Source organism: Enterococcus sp. DIV2467a (assembly GCF_050532945.1).
In the GTDB taxonomy this organism is placed as follows: Bacteria; Bacillota; Bacilli; order Lactobacillales; family Enterococcaceae; genus Enterococcus; species Enterococcus faecalis.
Genome location: NZ_CP172896.1, coordinates 425,315 through 445,683 on the forward strand (window position 1 = coordinate 425,315; position 20,369 = coordinate 445,683).

Below are 20,369 nucleotides of genomic sequence, written 5' to 3' on the forward strand. Positions count from 1 at the left end.
CTAGTGAAAAAGTGCTCTTCCGCCTTGGTATAATAGGAATCGTCGGAAAAGTCACTTGTCTGTAGCAAAATTTGAAATTTCAAGTCCGCCTTTTTTTGATAGAATAATGGAGAAAATTAAAAGATGTACATATACCAATGAACAATAAACCAATACATAAAAAGGAGAAGAGCCTTAATTGGGCTTGGCGGGAATGGTACATAGAAAGAAGGAGCAACATGAAACAGATTAAATTTAAACACTTAGCAACATTTGGATTATGTTGCTCGTTATTAGTGAATTCATTCACGGGAGTCACAGCTGTTGCAGAAACTGTGCCGAAAGAAAGTAACCAGACAGAAGAAACAGCTAAACCAGTAACAAGTACAGAAACAACAGAAACAGAGAAAAAAGTAGCAACAGAACAAACCGAACAGGCAATAGAGACCAAGAATCAACAAGTACATAACGAAATGGATACTACATTACAGGATACTTCAGAAGAGGACAATCAAGGAGCAACTGTGCAATCAACCGAGGCTCCGACATCCTCCTCAGAGGCAAATTCACCCAAAATTGAGTCGAGAGGAATCCCCTTAAAAACAGTTGTTTATCCGAAAGTTCAGTATGATTTTGTAGATGAAACTGGTGCGCCGTTTACAACACCCTTAGGTTTTTCGGGAAATTATCTAGCACGAAGTGGGGGCGCAGATGGGCCACTATCTGCTTTACCTGCACCTTATGATAAACTATACGGTCAGGCAAATGGTACGGGTTCCTATATTTTAAGTATCAATAATCGTGCGGGGCTTCCCTTGACTCCGCAATTCATAGAAAAATATGGTGCTGGTGGAACAACTCCTGGTACCAAGTATCGAGTAACGTTTACTTTAGACAAGTTAACTATTACGACGTCATTGAAATTTGTGGAGAGCATTGAATATGATGCTACAGCAGATAGTTACTGGTATTTGTATATATACAAAGGATTTAATACAACGACAGGTATTTTTGACGATAGTATTGAGGAAGGAAGAGTAACGCCAATAAGTGAAACAAATAAGGATAGGACCTTCCAAAAAAATACATTGGATTCTTTTGAAATCATACAGCCAAATAGCTTGTCGATAACCAGTGGTGGCTATCCTGATTGGGTAGCTCAAGGATATGACTCTATTATATTACGTGGATTTGATGGGACAAATACAATCAAATCAAAAATGGTTTACAAAGTCACCCGTAAACAAGTCACCGAAAAGTTCGTTGATGCTAACGGCGTAGCCATTACACCGCCAACAGGTTTTACCCAAAACAAGAAAACACCAATGACCAGCAATGACTTCACCTTCAAACAAAGCGGTACTTTGCCAAACACGTATCAAGCAGACGGCAAAACCTATCAGTTCAAAGGCTGGTACAAAGGCAAAACCAAGCCAAGTACCTTGACCACGACTAAAGCGCCAAGCTATGCGGTGACCTATGATGGGAATGACGATTTGACAGTGATGTATGAGGCGATTCAGAATCCAGTGACTTTGCCTGATCGCATGTATCGTGTCCTATTTATCAATGAAACAGGAGGTCTGACATTTGCTGATCGTTATGGCTTTACTGGAGAATTAGTTGAGGTTGCGGATGGCAAAGTAACGCCAATTGGCCCAGTTCCGACTAACAATAATAGCGCAGTAAAAGAAATCACTATACCAGGTCGGGCTTTCGATACAGAAAGACCTACACAGTTGCAATATGGAGTTCGCAATGCAACCTTTACGTTGCCCAAAATGTATAAAACCGTAACGTATCAACCTGGCCCTAATTATACAGGTACAGCCTATCCTATTCCAGAAACGTATCGTCTTAGTTTAAGAAGTGGCGTCAAAAGTGACATCGATACAACTGGATGGCGAATTGGTCTTGACCCGACAACAGATCCACAAAAGTTTACGATGAGCGGTATATACTGGTCATCAATGCCTGCAAATGTTAGGCTTGCGACACTACTAAGTGCTACTAGCACTGGTAAAGGAGTAGAACCGATTATCTATACGCTAGATGAAAATGCACGGATGTATCTTTACCTAGAAAATCGTCGTGTTACGGAAAACTTCGTAGATACCAATGGTACTAAAATCACCGCACCGTCGGGTTTCACTCAAGGGAAAAAAACAGTAATTACTAGTGATTCGTACACCTTTAAGCAAAGCGGAGATTTGCCAGATACCTATAAAGTCGGCACGAAAACCTATCAGTTCAAAGGCTGGTACAAAGGTAAAAACAAACCAGACACCTTGACGACGACCAAAGCTCCCAGTTATCCAGTCACTTATAATGATGATGATGATTTGACGGTAGTCTATGAAGAAGTCGTGATGAAAACGTATAATTTACCAGCCAAAGATGTGTACTTTGGTTATGTTGATGAGGCAGGTAACCTATTGAATACAGCAGGCTTTTCTGTAGAAGCCGAATTAGGTGAAAGTGACGAAACTGAATCAACAGTATTAGGGAAAATCCAAGGAACTGATGAAGTGATGAGTAAATTAAAAAAATTATCGATTCCTGGCAAGTCATATGATTTCCCGATAGAGAAGCTTAAGACATACGGTGCAAGGTCTGTTAATCATACGATTCCTAAACAATATAAGACAATGTCGATTACACCGCTAGCTACTTATATGGGAGACAAAACAAAGTATCCTATGAGCAAAGAGGTCCGGAAAAATATAGAAGCGCCATATACGGTTGTTTCTCAAGCTGACGGAGCAGAAGCCTTCAAATTAACTGACGCTGGAACTTTTTTTAGAACCAGACGAGCTTTTTGGACATGGGACCCGAATAACACGTTGTATGCTATGGGAATTTATTCAGGGACAGTCGGAAAAAACTATAACCTAGCTTCTCCAGAGGGAACAATCTACTATTATTTAGAAAATCGCCGAGTCACTGAAAACTTTGTGGATCCAAGCGGCGCTAAAATTACACCGCCAACAGGCTTCGCGCAAGGGAAACAAACAGTGATTGATAGTGATAATTTCACTTACGCTAGTACGAAAGCCTTACCAGACACTTATACAACAGGAGACAAATTCTATAAGTTCAGAGGCTGGTACAAAGGTAAAACCAAACCAGGTACCTTGACAACGACTAAAACACCAAGTTACGATGTGACTTACGACGATAAAGACGACATGACAGCAGTCTATGAGGAAGTCCAGCCAACAGCAGAAATGACGGTTAGTCGGTTACTAGAAGTGATCCCAAATGAAGCTTCTATGGTTTGGACAGTTAGACTAAAAAACACCAGTGAAGTTCCATTGACCAACGTTAAACTAGCCCCAACTGCCAAATGGGCGGCAGGTATTTCGGTACCGACACAATTAGCTGTTCGCATTGGTAATACACCAAATAAAATTATTCCAGTGACGGCAGAACAATGGCAAGCAGGGGTTAATTTGGATATAGAGATTCCTGTGAACGGTGAAGCCTTAGTGACAGTGGGTACAGCGAAAATCACGGGAGAACCAAGACAACTTTTAACCGCAGAAATGACAGCTAGTAACTTTGTACGTATTCAAGGAGAAGATCAAACGATTACGCCAACACCAGTAGAAGAAGGTTTCATTAGTACACCAACGTTTGATTTTGGGAAAATTACGATTAACAGTAGCACTAAGCAGTACGGACTGAAAAAAGCAGCTGATTACTATGGCAACGGCACACGTAATCCATATCTACGAATAAAGACAAGCCAACCTAATTGGCAGTTAACAGCACAATTGTCACAGTTAACAGCATCAGCTGATAGTTTGCCAACTAGTACGCGTTTATTATTAGGAAGTGCGGATGTTATAGCAATCGAAAACTATAATCAAGTCACAGAGTTAACAAATAAAGTTGGGGTTACGAAAGCCTTAACTTTGACGAGTGACGGTACATCTACACCAGTAATTCTTAATAACCAATTTACAGGTAATGATGTCTATCAATTAGATTTTGATTTTGCCAATGTGAAATTAGAAGTCCCTGCCAATCAAGGGAAAATAAATGAGAAATATCAAGGAACGGTGACGTGGAACTTAGTCACTGGACCTTAAAAAAATAGTAAACCGCCCTCAAAAAGTCTAACTTTTTGAGGGCGGTTTACTATTTTATGGAAAGCCAATTTTATCTAATGGATAATAACGAAAAGTCAAAACACCTTCCACGCTCGCTTGTTTAACAAAGCCAAAGTAACGACTGTCATCTGAGCGCGGGCGATTATCCCCCAAGACAAAATACATGCCTTCTGGAACGGTCAGGGATTGGGTGGCTTCTAAGGTCTCTAGCGTAAAATCTTGGGTATAATTTTCATTTTTAGAGACATTTCGTTTAGCACTTGCTAAGTAATCTTCACTGAGTGATACACCATTAATATAAAGGGTATCATCGCGATACTCGACTGTTTCGCCAGGTAAACCAATTAAACGTTTGGCTACTCGTTGGCCGTTGCGAGGACTGGGAAAAGCGATAATATCAAAGCGCTGTGGCTTTTTAATCGAGGTCACCCATAAACGGTCGTTGTTATGAAGTGTTGGTTCCATTGAAGAGCCGTTCACCGCAGCAGGGGAGAAAACATAGTGTCGAATCAGCAAGACAGCGCCGACTAACAAAACCAACTGAACCAATCGTTTTAATAATGAGGACATGGACTTCACTCCTTTGTCCTTTTAGTGTACTACAGACAAGGAAAAGAAAAAAGTTTTCCCCTTAAGAAAGGTGTGCTAAAAAACGTTTCATAAAGCGTTGGCGAATTAAAATACCAACATAAGCAGCTGCGACAGCCTTGATGATACCAGGAATAATAAACGGAGCAAACCCGCCAGCGAAAGCGTTTGGCCACGGCAGATTTGCGGAATATTTCAACCAAATCATGCCGAAAACTAAGGTAACTAAGGCACCGGCAATATTTGCGATGATGGCCCAAGTATAGTTAAAGGTTGTTTTTTCTAAAATATAACCAGTTAATAAGCCGTTAAAGATAAAGCCGATTAAATAGCCGCCAGTTGGTCCAAAGAGTACACCGAACCCGCTAGACATCCCAGCGTAAACGGGTAAACCAATTAATCCTAATAAGAAGTAAATTAAAATAGCGTAGGTCCCCGTTCGCTTGCCCAAAACGGTAGCGGTTAAGCCGATGGCAAATGTTTGCCCGGTTAGTGGGACAATCCCCAATGGAATTGTAAATTGTGAAAGTACAGCAATAATCACAGCGAATTCTGCTGCTAAAATTAAAGAGCGTAACGATGCTTTATTCATAAGAAGCCTCACTTTCTATTGTTAACCAATTGTTTTATTTGGTTAACAATAGTTTAGCGGAAGTGAACCATTTTGTAAAGAGGGCAAAGAAAAAAACCTTGCCAAGAAAGGCAAGGTTTTGAAAGAAGGTAAGAACCGTAGTTCGACCTTTTGAAATCTTAAAGTTTTTGGTTGTAGTATTCAACGACAAGTGCTTCGTCGATTTCTGGGTAAAGTTCATCACGTTCTGGTAAACGAGTGAAGCTACCTTCTAATTTTTCAGTGTCAAAGCTTACGAATGCTGGACGTCCAACAGTTGCTTCAACCGCTTCTTTAATTGTTGAGATGTTTTGAGATTTTTCACGAACACCGATCACTTGACCAACTTCAACGTGGTATGATGGAATATCAACACGTTTGCCGTCTACAGTGATGTGGCCATGGTTAACTAATTGACGTGCTTGACGACGAGTAGTTGCAAGACCTAAACGGTAAACAACGTTATCTAAGCGTTGTTCTAGTAAAACCATGAAGTTAACACCGTGTTTACCTTCTTTGATTTTGCTTGCTTTAATGAACAACGTACGGAATTGACGTTCGTTCATGCCATACATATGACGTAATTTTTGTTTTTCAGTTAATTGCATTCCGTATTCAGAAACTTTACCACGGCTGTTAGGTCCGTGTTGTCCTGGTTTGTAAGGGCGACGAGCTAGTTCTTTACCAGTACCTGATAAAGAGATACCTAGACGACGAGATACTTTCCATGATGGTCCAGTATAACGAGACATTAAAAATTCCTCCAATAAATAAATGTTTTTTTGGAGTAAAATAATTAGATGAAAAATTCATATTCGTTCAGTTCATTCTTCAACCTTCGCCTTTGCAGCCGCGGTTACGCAGTTGAACCAAGTTTGGCAATGAACTGTTGACGAGTTATTATTCTTCTGCTGCAATTATTTTACACAAAATCTAGTATACTTAATAGGATAGGAAACGTCAAGGTTTTAAAGTGAAATATGAAAAAAAGGTAGACAAAAACACTTTTCCTCATTAGAATAAGGGGAGATGTTTTGAAAATATAAGTTGAAAACGGAATGAAAGGGAGTTTACAATGAAGTCTGGTTCACCATTGTTTGAACAAATTGATAAATCCATCGACAAGAAAGTGAATTTATTCTCAAACAGCTTTTCCCGCTACGCTGTTCGTGCAATGCTTGCTTGTCTATTTTTAACGTTGGGAACAGCCGTTGCTTTTGCAATCGCAATTAAAGGAGAAGGAATTTCTCATGGTTTAGGGAAAATGCTTTACGCCTTCATGTTCAGTTGGTCACTTGTGATGATTTTATATATGAATGCCGAACTTGGTACCTCGAATATGTTGTACATGACTGTTGGGGTCTATCGTAAAAAAGTCAACTTTTCCTTAGCTGCAAAAATTTTATTTACCTGTATCTTATTCAATTTAATTGGTGGCGTCTTGTTTGGTTTCTTGGTATCACTTACGGTGCCGTTCCAAGATTTGCCAAAAGATAGTTTCTTCTTTACATCGATTGCTGGAAAATTAGAAAAAACCACCCTACAGATTTTAGTTGAAGCTATGTTCGCCAATATTGTAGTTAATACAGCCGTATTAGTGAGTATGCGAATGAAAGATGACGCCGGCAAAGTCGCGGCCATTATTTTCATTATCTTTATCTTTGCGTTCCTTGGTTTTGAACACGTGATTGCCAACTTCCCAGCCTTCAGTTTAGCTTACTTTGCTTCGAACGGCGCAATTGAAGCTTTCACAGCTGGTAATGTTGTTCATAATCTGTTCTGGGCCTTTATCGGTAACTTTATCGGTGGTGGCTTAATTATGGGTCTCGGCTATGCCTGGTTAGATAAAGACAACAAAAACTTAACGTATTTTGATTAATTGACCAACCAACTATACTAAAACATGGTACACTGTTTTAGTATAGTTTTTTTATTATAAGGAGCGAAGGAATGGACACACTTCAATTTCAGAAGAACCCAGAAAAAGCAGCAAAAATGTCTGCTTATATGAAACACCAATTTGTTTTTGCAGGCATCCCCGCCCCAGAACGTCAAGCGTTAAGTAAACAACTTTTAAAAGAAAGTCATACGTGGACAAAGGAAAAATTATGCCAAGAGATTGAGGCTTATTATCAAAAAACAGAACGAGAATATCAGTATGTCGCTATTGATTTAGCTCTTCAAAATGTTCGGAGATTTTCATTAGAAGAGGTCGTAGCGTTTAAAGCCTATGTTCCACAAAAAGCATGGTGGGATAGTGTGGATGCTTGGCGAAAATTTTTTGGGTCGTGGGTGGCGTTGCATCTGACTGAATTGCCAACGATTTTTGCCCTTTTTTATGGCGCTGAAAATTTCTGGAATCGGCGTGTTGCGCTGAATTTACAGTTGATGTTGAAAGAAAAGACCAATCAGGACCTGTTGAAAAAGGCGATTATTTATGATAGAACTACAGAGGAGTTCTTCATTCAAAAAGCGATTGGCTGGTCATTACGCCAATATAGTAAAACGAATCCGCAATGGGTCGAGGAATTGATGAAAGAATTAGTGTTGAGTCCTTTAGCACAACGAGAAGGCAGTAAATATTTAGCGAAAGCGAGCGAATAAGGAGAAATGATGGAAAGAAAACTTTTTGCATTTGATATTGATGGGACGTTGTTAAATTCGGAGAAGAAAGCATTGGATAGCACGAGAGAAGCGCTAGCACAATTGCGGGAGCAAGGACACTTAGTTACGCTGGCAACTGGCAGAAGTCGTTATATGGCGCAAGAGGTGATTTGGGATTTAGATTTTACCAATTACGTATTATGTAATGGCGCCGCGGCTTTTGTGGATCATGAGCAATATTATCAAAATTTATTGCACGCTGAAGCGTTGGAACGTTTGGCACAAGACAGTGATCAACGCGGCTTAGGATTTGCTTGTGTGGGCTTAGATGATATTAAGAAGAGCAACCAGCACCGTGCTGAAAAAATGGAAATTGCGATGAACTCTTTTCATTTTCATTCACCTGCTTATGATGAACACTTTTATCGTCAAAATGATATTTACCAAGCGCTGGCTTTTTATGACGCAGAAGATCAGTGTACGTTTGAAGAAGAATACCCAGAATTTCGCTTTATTCGCTGGCATCAACATAGCGTAGATGTTGTGCCTAAAGATGGCTCAAAATCAGCTACGTTAACGTATTTAGCCAAACGTGTGGGCATTGATGCAAAAAATATCATTGCCTTTGGGGACGGCGAAAATGACCGAGAAATGCTAAGCCATGCAGGGATTGGCGTCGCAATGGGCAACGCGAGTCCTTCCATTCAAGAAGTGGCCACAATGGTCACAGATACCAATGATAATGATGGCATTTGGAAAGCCTTAAAAGAAATGAAGGCCATTTAAAAAAACTGCGCCGTTTGTTTTCAGACAAACGGCGCAGTTTTTTTCTTTATTCGATGACTAAAACGCCCTCTTTTAAAGCAAATGGATTTTCTTTGTTAATATGATCGTAGAACATAATGCCATTAATATGATCAATTTCATGTTGAACCACAATCGCTTCGTAGTTTTTTAAACGAACTTTGTGTTTTTCGCCAGCCATGTCAAAATAACTGACGGTAATTTTGTTATGGCGAACGACATACCCAGGCACATCCCGATCGACAGATAAACAGCCTTCCCCTTCACCTAAACATACATCTTGCACAGAATGGCTCAAAATTTTAGGGTTGTACATCACCGTACTTAATGAAGGCGTTTCGTTTTCTGGGTCGTTACTAGGAACATGGACAGCAATAATTCGTTTAGAAATATCTAATTGTGGTGCAGCTAAACCAACGCCACCACGTAATTGTAATTCTTCGGCTTTGACTGGATCTTGACTATTTTTTAAGAAAGTCAACATGTCTTCGCCTAATTGTCGGTCTTCCTCAGTGATAGGGACAGGCACTTCTTCTGCCACAGCACGAAGTGTGGGATTCCCTTCACGAATAATATCTTTCATTGTAATCATTCAATGGTTCCTCCTTTGAAACATAAAAAAATTCTTCTTTTATTTATTCATGCGCTGAAATAATCAGTTGTTTACCACCATTTAGTGTATCACAAAATCACCAAAAAAGGGGCTAGATTGTTTAAAAAAACTATCGAATAATAGAGATTAAGCTTGCATTTTAGCGGTGTTTCCTGTAAAGTAAGCTTGTGTGGAAACACACCATCTATCACTTGGTTTAGCGAGTCACCAACGCTTCACTCAGTGATCAGACGAATAATAGAGAAAGAGGTGGAACGAATGGCAATTTCACAAGAAAGAAAAAACGAAATCATTAAAGAATACGCACGTCATGAAGGAGATACTGGTTCTCCAGAAGTACAAATTGCTGTCTTAACTGAAGACATTAACCAATTGAACGAACATGCGCGTACACACAAAAAAGATCACCATTCTTACCGTGGTTTAATGAAAAAAATCGGTCACCGTCGTAACTTGTTAGCTTACTTACGTAAAACTGACATCCAACGTTACCGCGAATTGATCCAACGTTTAGGATTACGTCGTTAATCATTACGTATAAAGCGAGGTTCAATCAGAATCTCGCTTTTTATCTTATTGTCACTATTGAAGGTCCTCTTTGGAAAGTTTTTAGGAACTACTAACCAAATGAAAGAGCAGCAACGACTTGTTACTTTTTCATTTGTTTAGTAGCCGTCTGACTTTTCCAAAGAGCAAGAGTAAAGGAGAAGAATTATGACAGAAAAACAAGTCTTTAAAACAACTTGGGGCGGCCGCCCACTAGAAGTAGAAATCGGCCAATTAGCCAAACAAGCCAATGGAGCTGTCTTAGTACGTTACGGCGATACGGTCGTTTTAAGTGCTGCTGTTGCCTCTAAAGAAGCAAAAGATGTAGACTTTTTCCCATTAACTGTAAACTATGAAGAAAAAATGTATGCGGTAGGAAAAATTCCTGGCGGCTTCATTAAACGTGAAGGTCGTCCAAGTGAACGTGCGACATTAACCGCTCGTTTAATCGACCGTCCTATTCGTCCAATGTTCTCAGAAGGCTTCCGTAACGAAGTCCAAATTACGAACATCGTTATGAGTGTGGAGCAAGACTGTACACCAGAAATGGCTGCAATGTTTGGGTCTTCCTTAGCGTTAGCAATTTCAGATATTCCGTTTGATGGACCAATTGCTGGTGTTGACGTTGGCCGTATTAATGGCGAATATGTTTTAAATCCAACGGTAGAACAAGCGGAACAAACAGATATTGAATTAACTGTTGCTGGAACAAAAGAAGCCATCAACATGGTTGAAAGTGGTGCCAAAGAAGTATCAGAAGAAGATATGTTAGGTGCCTTACTTTTCGGTTTTGATGCCATTAAAGAACTAGTGGCGTTCCAAGAAGAAATTGTTGCCGCTGTAGGTAAACCAAAAATGGACGTGGACTTATTACAAGTGGACGCTGATCTTAAAAAAGAAATTTTTGATGCATACTACAATACAATGAAAACAGCCGTAATGACGGAAGAAAAATTAGCACGTGAAGTTGAAATTGACAAAGTAAAAGATACAGTCAAAGAAGTTTACGCTGAAAAATTTGCGGAACACGAAGAAGAAGCGCAATTACTAAAAGAAGTGAAACAAATTGCGGAAGATCTTGAAAAAGATGTCGTACGTGAGTTAATTACGATCGATAAGATTCGCCCGGATGGCCGTAAATTAGACGAAATTCGTCATTTATCATCAGAAGTAAGTATTTTACCACGTGTGCATGGTTCTGGCTTATTTACTCGGGGTCAAACACAAGCTTTGTCCGTTTGTACATTAGCGCCTTTAGGGGAACATCAAATTATCGATGGGTTGGGTGTCCAAGATAGCAAACGTTTCATCCATCATTATAACTTCCCACAATTCTCTGTTGGTTCAACAGGACGCGCGGGCTCACCAGGTCGTCGTGAAATCGGTCACGGTGCGTTAGGTGAACGTGCCTTAGCACAAATTATTCCATCAGAAGAAGACTTCCCTTACACAATCCGCTTAGTAGCAGAAGTGTTAGAATCAAATGGTTCTTCTTCACAAGCAAGTATTTGCGCGGGAACATTAGCATTAATGGATGCGGGTGTGCCAATTAAAGCGCCAGTTGCAGGTATTGCAATGGGTCTTGTTAGTGATGGCGAAAACTATACAATCTTAACAGATATTCAAGGTTTAGAAGACCACCTTGGCGATATGGACTTTAAAGTAGCAGGAACGAAAGACGGAATCACTGCTTTACAAATGGACATCAAAATCCAAGGAATTACAGAACAAATTTTAACGGAAGCATTAGACCAAGCGAAGAAAGCACGGATGGAAATTCTAGAAGAATTAACAACAACGATTGCTGCTCCTCGTGAAGAATTAAGTCAATATGCACCGAAAATTGAAATAATTCAAATTAAACCAGCGAAAATTAAAGATGTCATTGGTAAAGGTGGCGAAACAATCAACAGCATTATTGATGAAACCGGCGTTAAGATTGATATCGATCAAGACGGTAACGTAAGTATTGCTTCATCAGATGCTGAAATGATTAAAAAAGCCATCAAGATTATTGAAGAATTAACCAAAGAAGTTGAAGTCGGTCAAGTTTACTTAGCAAAAGTTGTCCGCATTGAAAAATTTGGTGCGTTTGTTAACCTAATTAAAGGCAAAGATGGCTTGATCCATATTTCTCAATTAGCAAACGAACGTGTGAACAACGTTGAAGATGTCGTGAAATTAGGCGACGAAGTCCTTGTCAAAGTAACTGAAATTGACAAACAAGGCCGTGTCAACGTGTCAAGAAAAGCATTATTAAACGAAGAAAACAAAGAAAAATAATTTCTTTTTAAACCAACGAAAACCAAGGAAGCTTCCTTTCTTTTCGTTGGTTTTTTCGTTGAAAACAAGCCCTAAAAAAGAAATGATAAAAAAAGCTAAAGACGATCGCCAACTCTTTTGTTTATAGTCAATTAGTGGTAAAATTAATACTATCAGTCTGAAGAATATCTGGGGTGTCTTTGTGAAAAAATTTAATCCAAATAAAAATATAATCATTACCTTAATTTTAGTCATTATTTTAGTAACCATTATTAGTTTAACTGCTGCGCAACGTTCTGAAAAAGGCAAAACCAATGTCGTTCAAGGTGGCGTCAATAATAGCGTTAGTATGGTGGATCGTGTGATTTCTTTTCCAGCTCGTGTGGTGGAAAACGGCTTGTCTTCAATGGGCAATTTAATTAACACGTTTAAAGAAAACGAACGTCTAAAAGAAAAAATTGATAGCTATAATGAATTAGCTGTCCAAAACAATAACTATAAACGTGAAATTGATAGTTTAAAACAAGAATTGAATCTGAACGAAACGTTGGCCAACTATGAAAAAGTAACTGCGAATGTCATTACGCGTTCGCCTGATACTTGGCAAGACTTATTAATTATCGATAAAGGAACCAATGACGGCATTGAAGCGGGCATGGCGGTCATGGCGCAAAAAGGGTTAGTGGGGCGTGTTATTGAAGTCAATGCAACGACTGCAAAAGTGGAACTACTAACGTCTAAAAATGTTAACTCGAACCATTTCCCTGTGCGAGTAACTTCCGCAAGTGGCGAATCGTTTGGTTTACTTAAAAATTACGACAATAAGACGAATGCATTAATTGTGTCACAATTAACTGGCGATGCTACTCTGAAAGAAGGCGATGTCGTTCAGACTTCTGGCTTAGGTGGTAATTCACCAGCCGATTTAGCGGTAGGAACAGTTATTAAAGTGAAACCAGATAGTTTTGGTTTAGATCGTGAAGTCTATGTGAAACCTTATGCGGATGTCTATGGTATCTCCGTTGTGACGGTCGTGAAAAGATCGGCAGGGGAAAGCGAATGATTCGGAAAGAGTATTTAAAATACGTCACACCTATTCTCTTGTTTTTCTTAATGTTAATTGATGCTCATTTAACAAAGTCTTTTGAAACGTGGACAAGTAATGTTTACTTCGCCAGTTCTCATCTGCTATTACTTGCGTTTATGTTTGCCGTTCCTAATTTTTCTAAACGTTATTTATTAATTACTTCGTTAATTTTAGGCTTTATTTGCGATAGCTACTACATTGGCATTATCGGGATTTATACAGTTGCACTGACGATTTCGGTTATGTTGATGTATACATTTAAAGAAGTAATTCAAACAAATTTACTAACTGGTTTTTTTGGGATCGTTATTTTTACTACGTTGTATGAACTGATTGCGGTACTGATTCAAGTAGCCTTTCATTTAGCGGATGTCAGCCCGATTTTATTTATTACACGTGTGTTGGGCCCTACATTGCTATTGAACATGGTGTGGTATGTTATTTTATCTTATCCGCTGAAAAAACTGTTTTCCGTAAAATAAAAATTGAAAATTTTGTTCGTTTGCGAAAAATGCTCATTTGTTAGCGTTTTTCGCTTTTTTTATTTTCTTTAAATAACAAAACGATGAGAAGCTTACCCTGGAGCCTTGAAGAAAGTTGTGAAAAAAGTGAAGCTTTTTTTTGTCATTTACAAGAAGAAAATTGAAATATTACTGTAACATCCATATTATCTCAGTGACATACAGCTATGCTACAATTGCTCTATCGTTGAAAAAGAGAAATTTATTCAAATTTTAATAAATAATAAAAAAGCTTAACAAAAAAGGATTTTCGGAGGACAACAGATTGAAGAAAAGTGTATTATCGGCTCTAATGGTATGTTCCATTACCTTAACAAGCGTAGCGTTACCATCCGCAGCATTTGCAGATGAATACGATACAAAGATTCAACAACAAGATCAAAAAATTAATGCGTTAACTAGCCAAATGTCAGATGCAGAAGCAAAAGTTGCCGCGATTGAAAATGATATGGTTGAAACGGCCAAACAAATCGATACATTAACAGCTAAAAAGAACAAGCTATCATCAGAAGTATCTAAATTATATAGTGAAATTTCTGATTTGAATGTCCGTATTCAAAAACGTGAAGTACAAATGACAAAACAAGCACGCGATGTCCAAGTGAATGGTCAAAGTGATTCAATTATTGATGCTGTCTTAGATGCAGATTCAGTAGCAGATGCAATTGGTCGCGTTCAAGCGGTCTCAACAATGATGAGCGCCAATAATGAATTACTAGAACAACAAAAAGAAGACAAAGCGACTGTTGAAAAGAAAACAAAGAATGTTGAAAAACAAATTGCTGAATTAGAAGCAGCAACAAAAGAATTAAATGATAAAACAGAATCATTAAAAACATTAAAGATTCAACAAGAAGTGGCTAAAAATGATTTAGAAGCACAACGTTCTGAAGAACAAGGGAAAAAAGACGGCTTCATTAAACAGAAAAAAGAAGCGGAAAAACGTTTAGCAGAAGAACAAGCACGCCAACGTGCAGCTGCTAAAAAAGCAGAAGAACAAGCGGCAGCGCAAGCACAAGCCGCAGCACAAAAAGCGGCAGCAGAGCAAGCGCAAGCAACAAAAGCAGCTAATGAGGCAGCAGCATCAGCCGCTGAAGAAAAAGCCGCAACACCAGTAGTAGAATCATCAACAACTACTGAAAGTACCACAACGCAAGAAACAACAACTTCAAGTACTGAAACAGAAAGTGTTGTAACAACACCTGTGGCAGCAGCACCTGAAAAAGAAAAAGAAGTTCCTGTAACTAACCCAACGACTCCTGAAAAAGGTAATGAAGCAAGACCAGGGAATGGTGGCGTGACTTCAGGAAAACAAGCCGCAATTAATGCAGCTTTAGCAGATGTTGGTAATTCTTATGCAACAGGTTGGAATCAACCAGGTGAATGTTTAGTATCTGTTCGTCGCTGGTTAGCGGCAGGCGGTATTAACTTCGGTTATGGTGGTCCAAACAGTGGCTATGTTGCTTCTGGCGCAACACAAGTTAGCTGGAGTAACGTGCAACCAGGCGATGTTGTTCAATATGAAAGTGCCTATAGTCCAGATAGCTGGATTGGTGGCGTGCATACTGTTTTAGTTACAGGTGTAAGTGGTGGAAGTGTCCAAATCGTTGAAGCAAACAACCCAGGAGGTTCTGGTTATGTTTCTTCTAACTCTAACTGGTCACCAGCACCACCAGCAGGATTCCGCGCTGTTGTATGGCGTTTTCCAGGCTAAATAGTCATCTATTAATAATTGATAACAAGGAGTGGTAACTAACAAAAATCGTTAGTTGCCGCTTTTTTTATTCATTTAATTTTAAATATATGCATAAAATGTATCTGAAAATATTGTAATCTGGCCGTTTTTTTGCAATTATAGAGGTATATACATATTAGGAGCGGAGGAATCAGCATGAGCGGAACGCACGATACAAAACAAGCAATCGCTTCAGCTTTAATAGAATTATGTGAACAAAAGGATTTTCGTAAAATAAGTGTCCAAGATATTACCAAAAAAGTGGGCTTGAATCGTCAAACATTTTATTATCACTTTACAGATAAATATGATTTATTACGTTGGATTTATCGTCACGATGCATTGATTTACTTGGAAACAGATATTTGTTTGGAAAACTGGGAGGAACAAGCCCTGAAGTTATTAAAAGCGATTAAAGAGAAGAGCCATTTCTACTATACAACGGTGACCTCAGATTCAGAAGTTCTTCTTAATGTTTTTTCCGCTTCGACCAATCGCTTATTTATTTCATTATTTGAACAAGTCGATGTTGAGAACCATTTAACAGATAAAGACAAACAATTTTATGCGAATTTCTTTTCCTATGGATGTAGCGGCGTCTTAACGAAATGGATTCTTGAGGAATATCCTCAGACTCCTTTGGAAATGGCGACGCAATTATTCCGTTTAGCGAAAGATACAGAATTTATGGCTTATCATTTGTATGAACAAGAAGCCAATGAGTAATGTGTGAAGGATAAAAAGTCTTATGAAGGAGTGAAACGTTGTGGTAACTGTGTTATTTGTTTGTTTAGGCAATATTTGTCGCTCGCCAATGGCAGAAGCGATTTTTCGTCAGAAAGTCCAACAAGCCGGTTTAGAATCGACTATTCAAGTATTTTCAGCAGCTACTAGTCACTGGGAAGTTGGCAGTCAGCCACATAAGGGAACCAGAAAAATTTTGGAGCAACAAGGAATTTCCTATCAAGGAATGCGGGCGACACAAATCCAGCCAAGTGATTTTAAAAAATATGACTATATCATTGGGATGGATGCGAATAATGTGGCCGATTTAAAAGCATTAGCTCCTCAAGAAGAGCAACGGCGGATTCATTTATTTATGGAAGTTGTGGTTGGTAAAGAAACCATGGACGTACCTGATCCTTATTATACTGGTGATTTTGAGGAAACTTACCGCTTAGTGGAAGCAGGTACCTCAGAATGGTTGAAAAAAATAAAAGCACAGCTGAAAGATTAGGACTATAGTCCGATAGTACTTTCTGTTTCCCCTTGGTACAATAGTGTTAACAAATTGTTCAGGGAAAAAGAGACAGGAGGGAAGTAAGATGAACAGTAGTTATTTATCCTATGTTTTTGAATTGAGTTTGTATTATTTATTGTTGATAATGAGTCTGCCGCTAGTGTATGCTGTCACGTATCATTTATCTTTTAGTAGTATGTATACAAGTGAATGGTTAATGATCTCTGTTTTCTTATCTCCGTTAGTTTTATTATTTGCAGGTATTCGTTATGGTTTTGCTCGTCTGAAACAGCAAGAACGCCAAGTGATGAAATAAAGCAAAAAATCCTTGAAAAGTGTCAAAACTTTTCAAGGATTTTTTTATTAAGCCACCCAATCGGCTAAGGTTTTTTGCTCCAATTGGAAAGCCTTTAACATATCGTCGTTGGCGTCTTTAATAGGCGTCGTTGCTGCTAATGTTCCTTGAACAGCAATTCGCGTCGTTGCTTGCAAATCGCCACAGGTAATTAAGGTAATCATATTTTGACCAGGAACGTCATCAATTAACTCAACACGGGTTGGTTCGATTTTTTCTACAGAAGTTATTTTGTATGTATAAACAGTAGATAAATCAGTGATATAAATGAGTTCGTCTTTTTTGGTTCTTTCTAAAGGTGAAAATAAGGAAACGCCATCTTCCGTTCGATGACTAGCCAAGGCATAATTGTTTTTCCCCATGACTTGATCTTCTTTCATGGTCCCGGCACCAGTTAATAAAGCGACATTGGACAATCCTTTAAAAATGGGCAAATTAATTTCGACACTTGGTATCGCAATGGCACCAATCACAGGTAAGTTTTTGTTTTCAAATTGGGCTTTCATCACCGCTTCTGTGCTCAAGGACTCAACTGAATCAAAGTCAAACGTTGTTTCACGAGCCATATTTTTCTTCACATCAGCTGGTTTCAACTTGCTAACGGCGTACGAGCGGCTATTTTGTTGAACCACCCAACTACGTATCTGATTGTTAAAAATTAAGGCTAAGCCAATGATAAATAGTAAAACTAATAAACTGTTGATTAACCAATTTTTTCCTCTTTTTTTCTCTTTTGGGCGCATATTCTCCCTCCTTTTAATGTATCAAGTTTACCACAATTTATTTGAAAAACCTATTTATTTTCTTTGGGGAATAGGTAAGCTGGCCGGACCTTGATTTAATAAAAAACAACTGAATCGATTGATTTTTCAAAAAAATCCTCATTTTGTAATGGAATTTTAAAGTAAAAGAAACAAGCTTTTCTTTTGAAAATATTGTAAAATGGTAAGGAGGTTAGTAGAGGGGAGATGGGAATTTGCTTGATTTAATTTATGTACATATAGATGTAACCAGCAACGCGGTTTTATCTAAAGGAATTACCCATTCCGATTTTGTTCGTTCAATTGTGCATCATCCACAGAACTTACTATTATTAGATCCTTCTGCCGAAGCTGGCGAATACGATATGCATTCAGGCTTGAAAATTATTCGCGGAGAAGAAAGCGTCAATCGCTATTTTCAATCGCTACAACGTCGTTGGATGACTGAAGAAATTAAATGGATTGACTTTTCCGATGTGACGATGCTAAAAGAGCTAACGCCATTAGAAATTTCGGAACTTCTTTATTTTGGACACATGAAGAATAGTTTGCATTCGCCTTTCTTTTATAAGCTACAAAATGATTTTGTCTTTTTTGAATTTGCAGATCAGATGACGCGTGTCTATTATCGTTATATTGATGAATTTTATCGAATCTTTGCTGATAAAATTACACGTGTTGTTTTAGAGAAAGTCAACCAGAAAAAGGCCTTCTTTAAACGAAATACGCCTGTCGAAAAATTAAGTCCTGAATTACTTAAAAATATGAAAGGTATCTTGCAAGAAGGTGTTATTTTTTGCTTCCAACAAACGGAAGTGGATAAAGAAGAATATCGGATTCCTATTTACTTGGTGGAAGATTCACTTAGCAAGATGAAAAATACCTCTTACCAAAAAGAAGAAATTTTGGCAACGCTTGTCTATAATAGTGAAAAACGCATTTGGCACATTGAACAAGAGAATGATTTCGGTGAAATTTTTATGTTGGCCCATGAAGGCTGAGAGAGCTCTAACTTTATCAACTAAAGTAGGGCTTTTTTTTGTAGCTATGATTTGGATGAGAAATCAAGTATAATAAAATGATAAAAAGGAAAGAAGGTTGTTTAATGAAAAAAATACTCTATGGCTCTATGACTGGCTTGGCACTCTTTTTGGTAGCTGGCTGTACATCCAAAACACCTACAGCTGTTTCATCAACAAATGAACAAAAAGAAACAGTAATATCAACTACTGAAACAAGTTCATCCGTACAACAAGAAGCAACGACGACATCAGAGAAGACAAGTGCGGTAGCTGTCTCTTTAGAAAAAGTAACGACAGCATTTGAGAAAAAATATCCAGAAGCTAAAATAACAAGTCTGCAGTTAGATACAGATTTTGGCCGTTATTTTTATGAAATAGAAGGCGTGGATCAGCAAAAAGAATATCAAGTTGAAGTGAACGCAGAAACAGGCGAATTCACAAAAGAAAAAGTTGAAACCTTGGATGCCGATGAACAAAATGGCGTTAAAATGCAAGAAGAGGCACTTGATTTAACAAATATCATTTCCAGAGAACAAGCCACAACCTTGGCTGAAAAAGAAGCGAAAGTCGGCCAGGCAACAGATTGGAAGTTAGAGAAAGAATTAGGAATCACCTATTGGGAAGTGAAAGTGAAAGAGGGCCAACAAAAAATAGAGGTAAAAATCGATGCTCATTCTGGTAAAATTTTGACAACTGAGCGGGACGATTAATGGATAAAAAGTAGCTGGCATGCGTTTGAGTAGGAGTTGATTCCCTTAAATGCTGATCAGCTATTTTTTTGCTTGTTCGACAAACGTGTTTTTCTAAAGTCCCTATGGTAAAATAACGATGTATTAGTGGTTGAGAGCGTCAGAACATAGGAGGAAATTTGTTTGGCTAGAAAAATGGATTTACGTATTTGGGTAGAAGGAACAGTCGTCGCAGCAATGGCAATGGCCCTCTCTTTTTTACCGATTGAATTTGCCAATAGTGGCTTGGACCTATCGTTGGGAATGGTCCCATTAGTTCTTTATTCGTTTCGTCGTGGGTTGCTTCCTGGAGTTGCAGCAGGCTTTGTTTGGGGCATGTTAAATATTATTCTCGGTACAGCCATGAAAAATTTCTTGTCCGTTCCGCAGATTATTTTTGAATATCCCTTTGCTTTTGCGTTTGGAGGAATGGGTGGCGTATTCGCTAGAAAAATTCAACTGTATTTTCAAGCGAATCGTTTAAAATCAGCCATTCGTACGATTATTTTAGGAAGTGTTGTCGCAGTCTTCGCCCGCTGGTTTTGGCATTTTTGGGCGGGTGTATTGGTTTGGGGCATGTATGCACCAGAAGGAATGAGCCCATATCTCTATTCCTTTGTTCTAAACGGTACAAGTACCGTCGTCAATTGTTTATATGTAAGTCTAGTTCTAGGCTTATTGGCAAAAGTAGCACCGCAATTATTTGTTCCTAAGAAATAAGTTGAGTCCTAAGTCAGAAGTTTCATGGGATTTTGACTAAAGTCATAAATAAAAGAAACCACCAACCTGCAATCGCCAG

Annotated in this window: 20 protein-coding genes; 15 read left to right on the forward strand and 5 right to left on the reverse strand. The window is 38.6% G+C overall.

Annotated features, from left to right (window positions below; translation table 11 throughout):
• Nucleotides 1-218: 218 nt before the first annotated feature.
• On the forward strand, nt 219-4,073 hold the full coding sequence (locus tag IGL80_RS01990) for a WxL domain-containing protein (protein WP_010708382.1): 3,855 nt from the start codon (nt 219-221) through the stop codon (nt 4,071-4,073).
• 54 nt (nt 4,074-4,127) lie between these two features.
• On the opposite strand, the gene lepB is transcribed toward IGL80_RS01990, so the two are convergent.
• The 3 genes from lepB to rpsD all read right to left on the reverse strand — a co-directional run bounded on the left by lepB (nt 4,128) and on the right by rpsD (nt 6,044).
• On the reverse strand, nt 4,128-4,664 hold the full coding sequence (gene lepB / locus IGL80_RS01995) for a signal peptidase I (protein ID WP_010707024.1): 537 nt from the start codon (nt 4,662-4,664) through the stop codon (nt 4,128-4,130).
• A gap of 61 nt (nt 4,665-4,725) precedes the next feature.
• A complete protein-coding gene (locus IGL80_RS02000) occupies nt 4,726-5,274 on the reverse strand; it encodes a biotin transporter BioY (RefSeq protein ID WP_002354975.1) in 549 nt (182 codons plus the stop codon).
• Between the two features lie 158 nt (nt 5,275-5,432).
• A complete protein-coding gene (gene rpsD, locus IGL80_RS02005) occupies nt 5,433-6,044 on the reverse strand; it encodes a 30S ribosomal protein S4 (protein WP_002365342.1) in 612 nt (203 codons plus the stop codon).
• A gap of 323 nt (nt 6,045-6,367) precedes the next feature.
• On the opposite strand from rpsD, the gene IGL80_RS02010 reads away from it, so the two are divergent.
• From IGL80_RS02010 to IGL80_RS02020, 3 genes are all read left to right on the forward strand, one after another.
• A complete protein-coding gene (locus tag IGL80_RS02010) occupies nt 6,368-7,171 on the forward strand; it encodes a formate/nitrite transporter family protein (RefSeq protein ID WP_002365340.1) in 804 nt (267 codons plus the stop codon).
• Nucleotides 7,172-7,242: 71 nt separating this feature from the next.
• The gene (locus IGL80_RS02015) at nt 7,243-7,896 is read left to right on the forward strand and encodes a DNA alkylation repair protein (RefSeq protein ID WP_002359071.1); all 654 of its coding nucleotides are present in this window, start codon (nt 7,243-7,245) and stop codon (nt 7,894-7,896) included.
• A 9-nt stretch (nt 7,897-7,905) separates the two neighbouring features.
• On the forward strand, nt 7,906-8,682 hold the full coding sequence (locus tag IGL80_RS02020) for a Cof-type HAD-IIB family hydrolase (RefSeq protein ID WP_002359072.1): 777 nt from the start codon (nt 7,906-7,908) through the stop codon (nt 8,680-8,682).
• Between the two features lie 46 nt (nt 8,683-8,728).
• On the opposite strand, the gene def is transcribed toward IGL80_RS02020, so the two are convergent.
• The gene (gene def / locus IGL80_RS02025) at nt 8,729-9,292 is read right to left on the reverse strand and encodes a peptide deformylase (RefSeq protein WP_002354981.1); all 564 of its coding nucleotides are present in this window, start codon (nt 9,290-9,292) and stop codon (nt 8,729-8,731) included.
• 279 nt (nt 9,293-9,571) lie between these two features.
• Here def and rpsO point away from each other — a divergent pair, with 279 nt between their 5' ends.
• The 8 genes from rpsO to IGL80_RS02065 all read left to right on the forward strand — a co-directional run bounded on the left by rpsO (nt 9,572) and on the right by IGL80_RS02065 (nt 17,020).
• Nucleotides 9,572-9,841 (forward strand): 30S ribosomal protein S15, encoded by a 270-nt coding sequence (gene rpsO, locus IGL80_RS02030; protein ID WP_002354983.1) that lies wholly within the window; start codon nt 9,572-9,574, stop codon nt 9,839-9,841.
• Nucleotides 9,842-10,027: 186 nt separating this feature from the next.
• Nucleotides 10,028-12,142 carry a polyribonucleotide nucleotidyltransferase gene (gene pnp / locus IGL80_RS02035; protein ID WP_002359073.1) on the forward strand — a complete coding sequence of 705 codons (2,115 nt, stop codon included), beginning with the start codon at nt 10,028-10,030 and terminating at the stop codon, nt 12,140-12,142.
• A gap of 181 nt (nt 12,143-12,323) precedes the next feature.
• On the forward strand, nt 12,324-13,184 hold the full coding sequence (gene mreC, locus IGL80_RS02040; protein ID WP_002404345.1) for a rod shape-determining protein MreC: 861 nt from the start codon (nt 12,324-12,326) through the stop codon (nt 13,182-13,184).
• Entirely contained in the window at nt 13,181-13,690 is a 510-nt protein-coding gene (gene mreD / locus IGL80_RS02045) for a rod shape-determining protein MreD (RefSeq protein ID WP_002359075.1), read from the forward strand. The genes mreC and mreD overlap by 4 nt, the downstream gene beginning before the upstream one ends.
• A gap of 331 nt (nt 13,691-14,021) precedes the next feature.
• Nucleotides 14,022-15,443 (forward strand): CHAP domain-containing protein, encoded by a 1,422-nt coding sequence (locus IGL80_RS02050; protein WP_002404344.1) that lies wholly within the window; start codon nt 14,022-14,024, stop codon nt 15,441-15,443.
• Between the two features lie 177 nt (nt 15,444-15,620).
• Nucleotides 15,621-16,190: a TetR/AcrR family transcriptional regulator gene (locus IGL80_RS02055; RefSeq protein WP_002354991.1), complete on the forward strand. Its 570-nt coding sequence runs from the start codon at nt 15,621-15,623 to the stop codon at nt 16,188-16,190.
• A gap of 40 nt (nt 16,191-16,230) precedes the next feature.
• A complete protein-coding gene (locus IGL80_RS02060; protein ID WP_002365336.1) occupies nt 16,231-16,701 on the forward strand; it encodes a low molecular weight protein-tyrosine-phosphatase in 471 nt (156 codons plus the stop codon).
• Nucleotides 16,702-16,789: 88 nt separating this feature from the next.
• Nucleotides 16,790-17,020: a hypothetical protein gene (locus IGL80_RS02065; protein WP_002385239.1), complete on the forward strand. Its 231-nt coding sequence runs from the start codon at nt 16,790-16,792 to the stop codon at nt 17,018-17,020.
• A gap of 47 nt (nt 17,021-17,067) precedes the next feature.
• On the opposite strand, the gene IGL80_RS02070 is transcribed toward IGL80_RS02065, so the two are convergent.
• Entirely contained in the window at nt 17,068-17,802 is a 735-nt protein-coding gene (locus tag IGL80_RS02070; protein ID WP_002354994.1) for a class A sortase, read from the reverse strand.
• Between the two features lie 233 nt (nt 17,803-18,035).
• On the opposite strand from IGL80_RS02070, the gene IGL80_RS02075 reads away from it, so the two are divergent.
• The 3 genes from IGL80_RS02075 to thiT all read left to right on the forward strand — a co-directional run bounded on the left by IGL80_RS02075 (nt 18,036) and on the right by thiT (nt 20,290).
• Nucleotides 18,036-18,821 (forward strand): hypothetical protein, encoded by a 786-nt coding sequence (locus IGL80_RS02075; protein ID WP_002354996.1) that lies wholly within the window; start codon nt 18,036-18,038, stop codon nt 18,819-18,821.
• 77 nt (nt 18,822-18,898) lie between these two features.
• Nucleotides 18,899-19,552: a PepSY domain-containing protein gene (locus IGL80_RS02080; protein ID WP_002385242.1), complete on the forward strand. Its 654-nt coding sequence runs from the start codon at nt 18,899-18,901 to the stop codon at nt 19,550-19,552.
• A 162-nt stretch (nt 19,553-19,714) separates the two neighbouring features.
• A complete protein-coding gene (gene thiT, locus IGL80_RS02085) occupies nt 19,715-20,290 on the forward strand; it encodes an energy-coupled thiamine transporter ThiT (protein ID WP_002354998.1) in 576 nt (191 codons plus the stop codon).
• Nucleotides 20,291-20,369 lie beyond the last annotated feature (79 nt).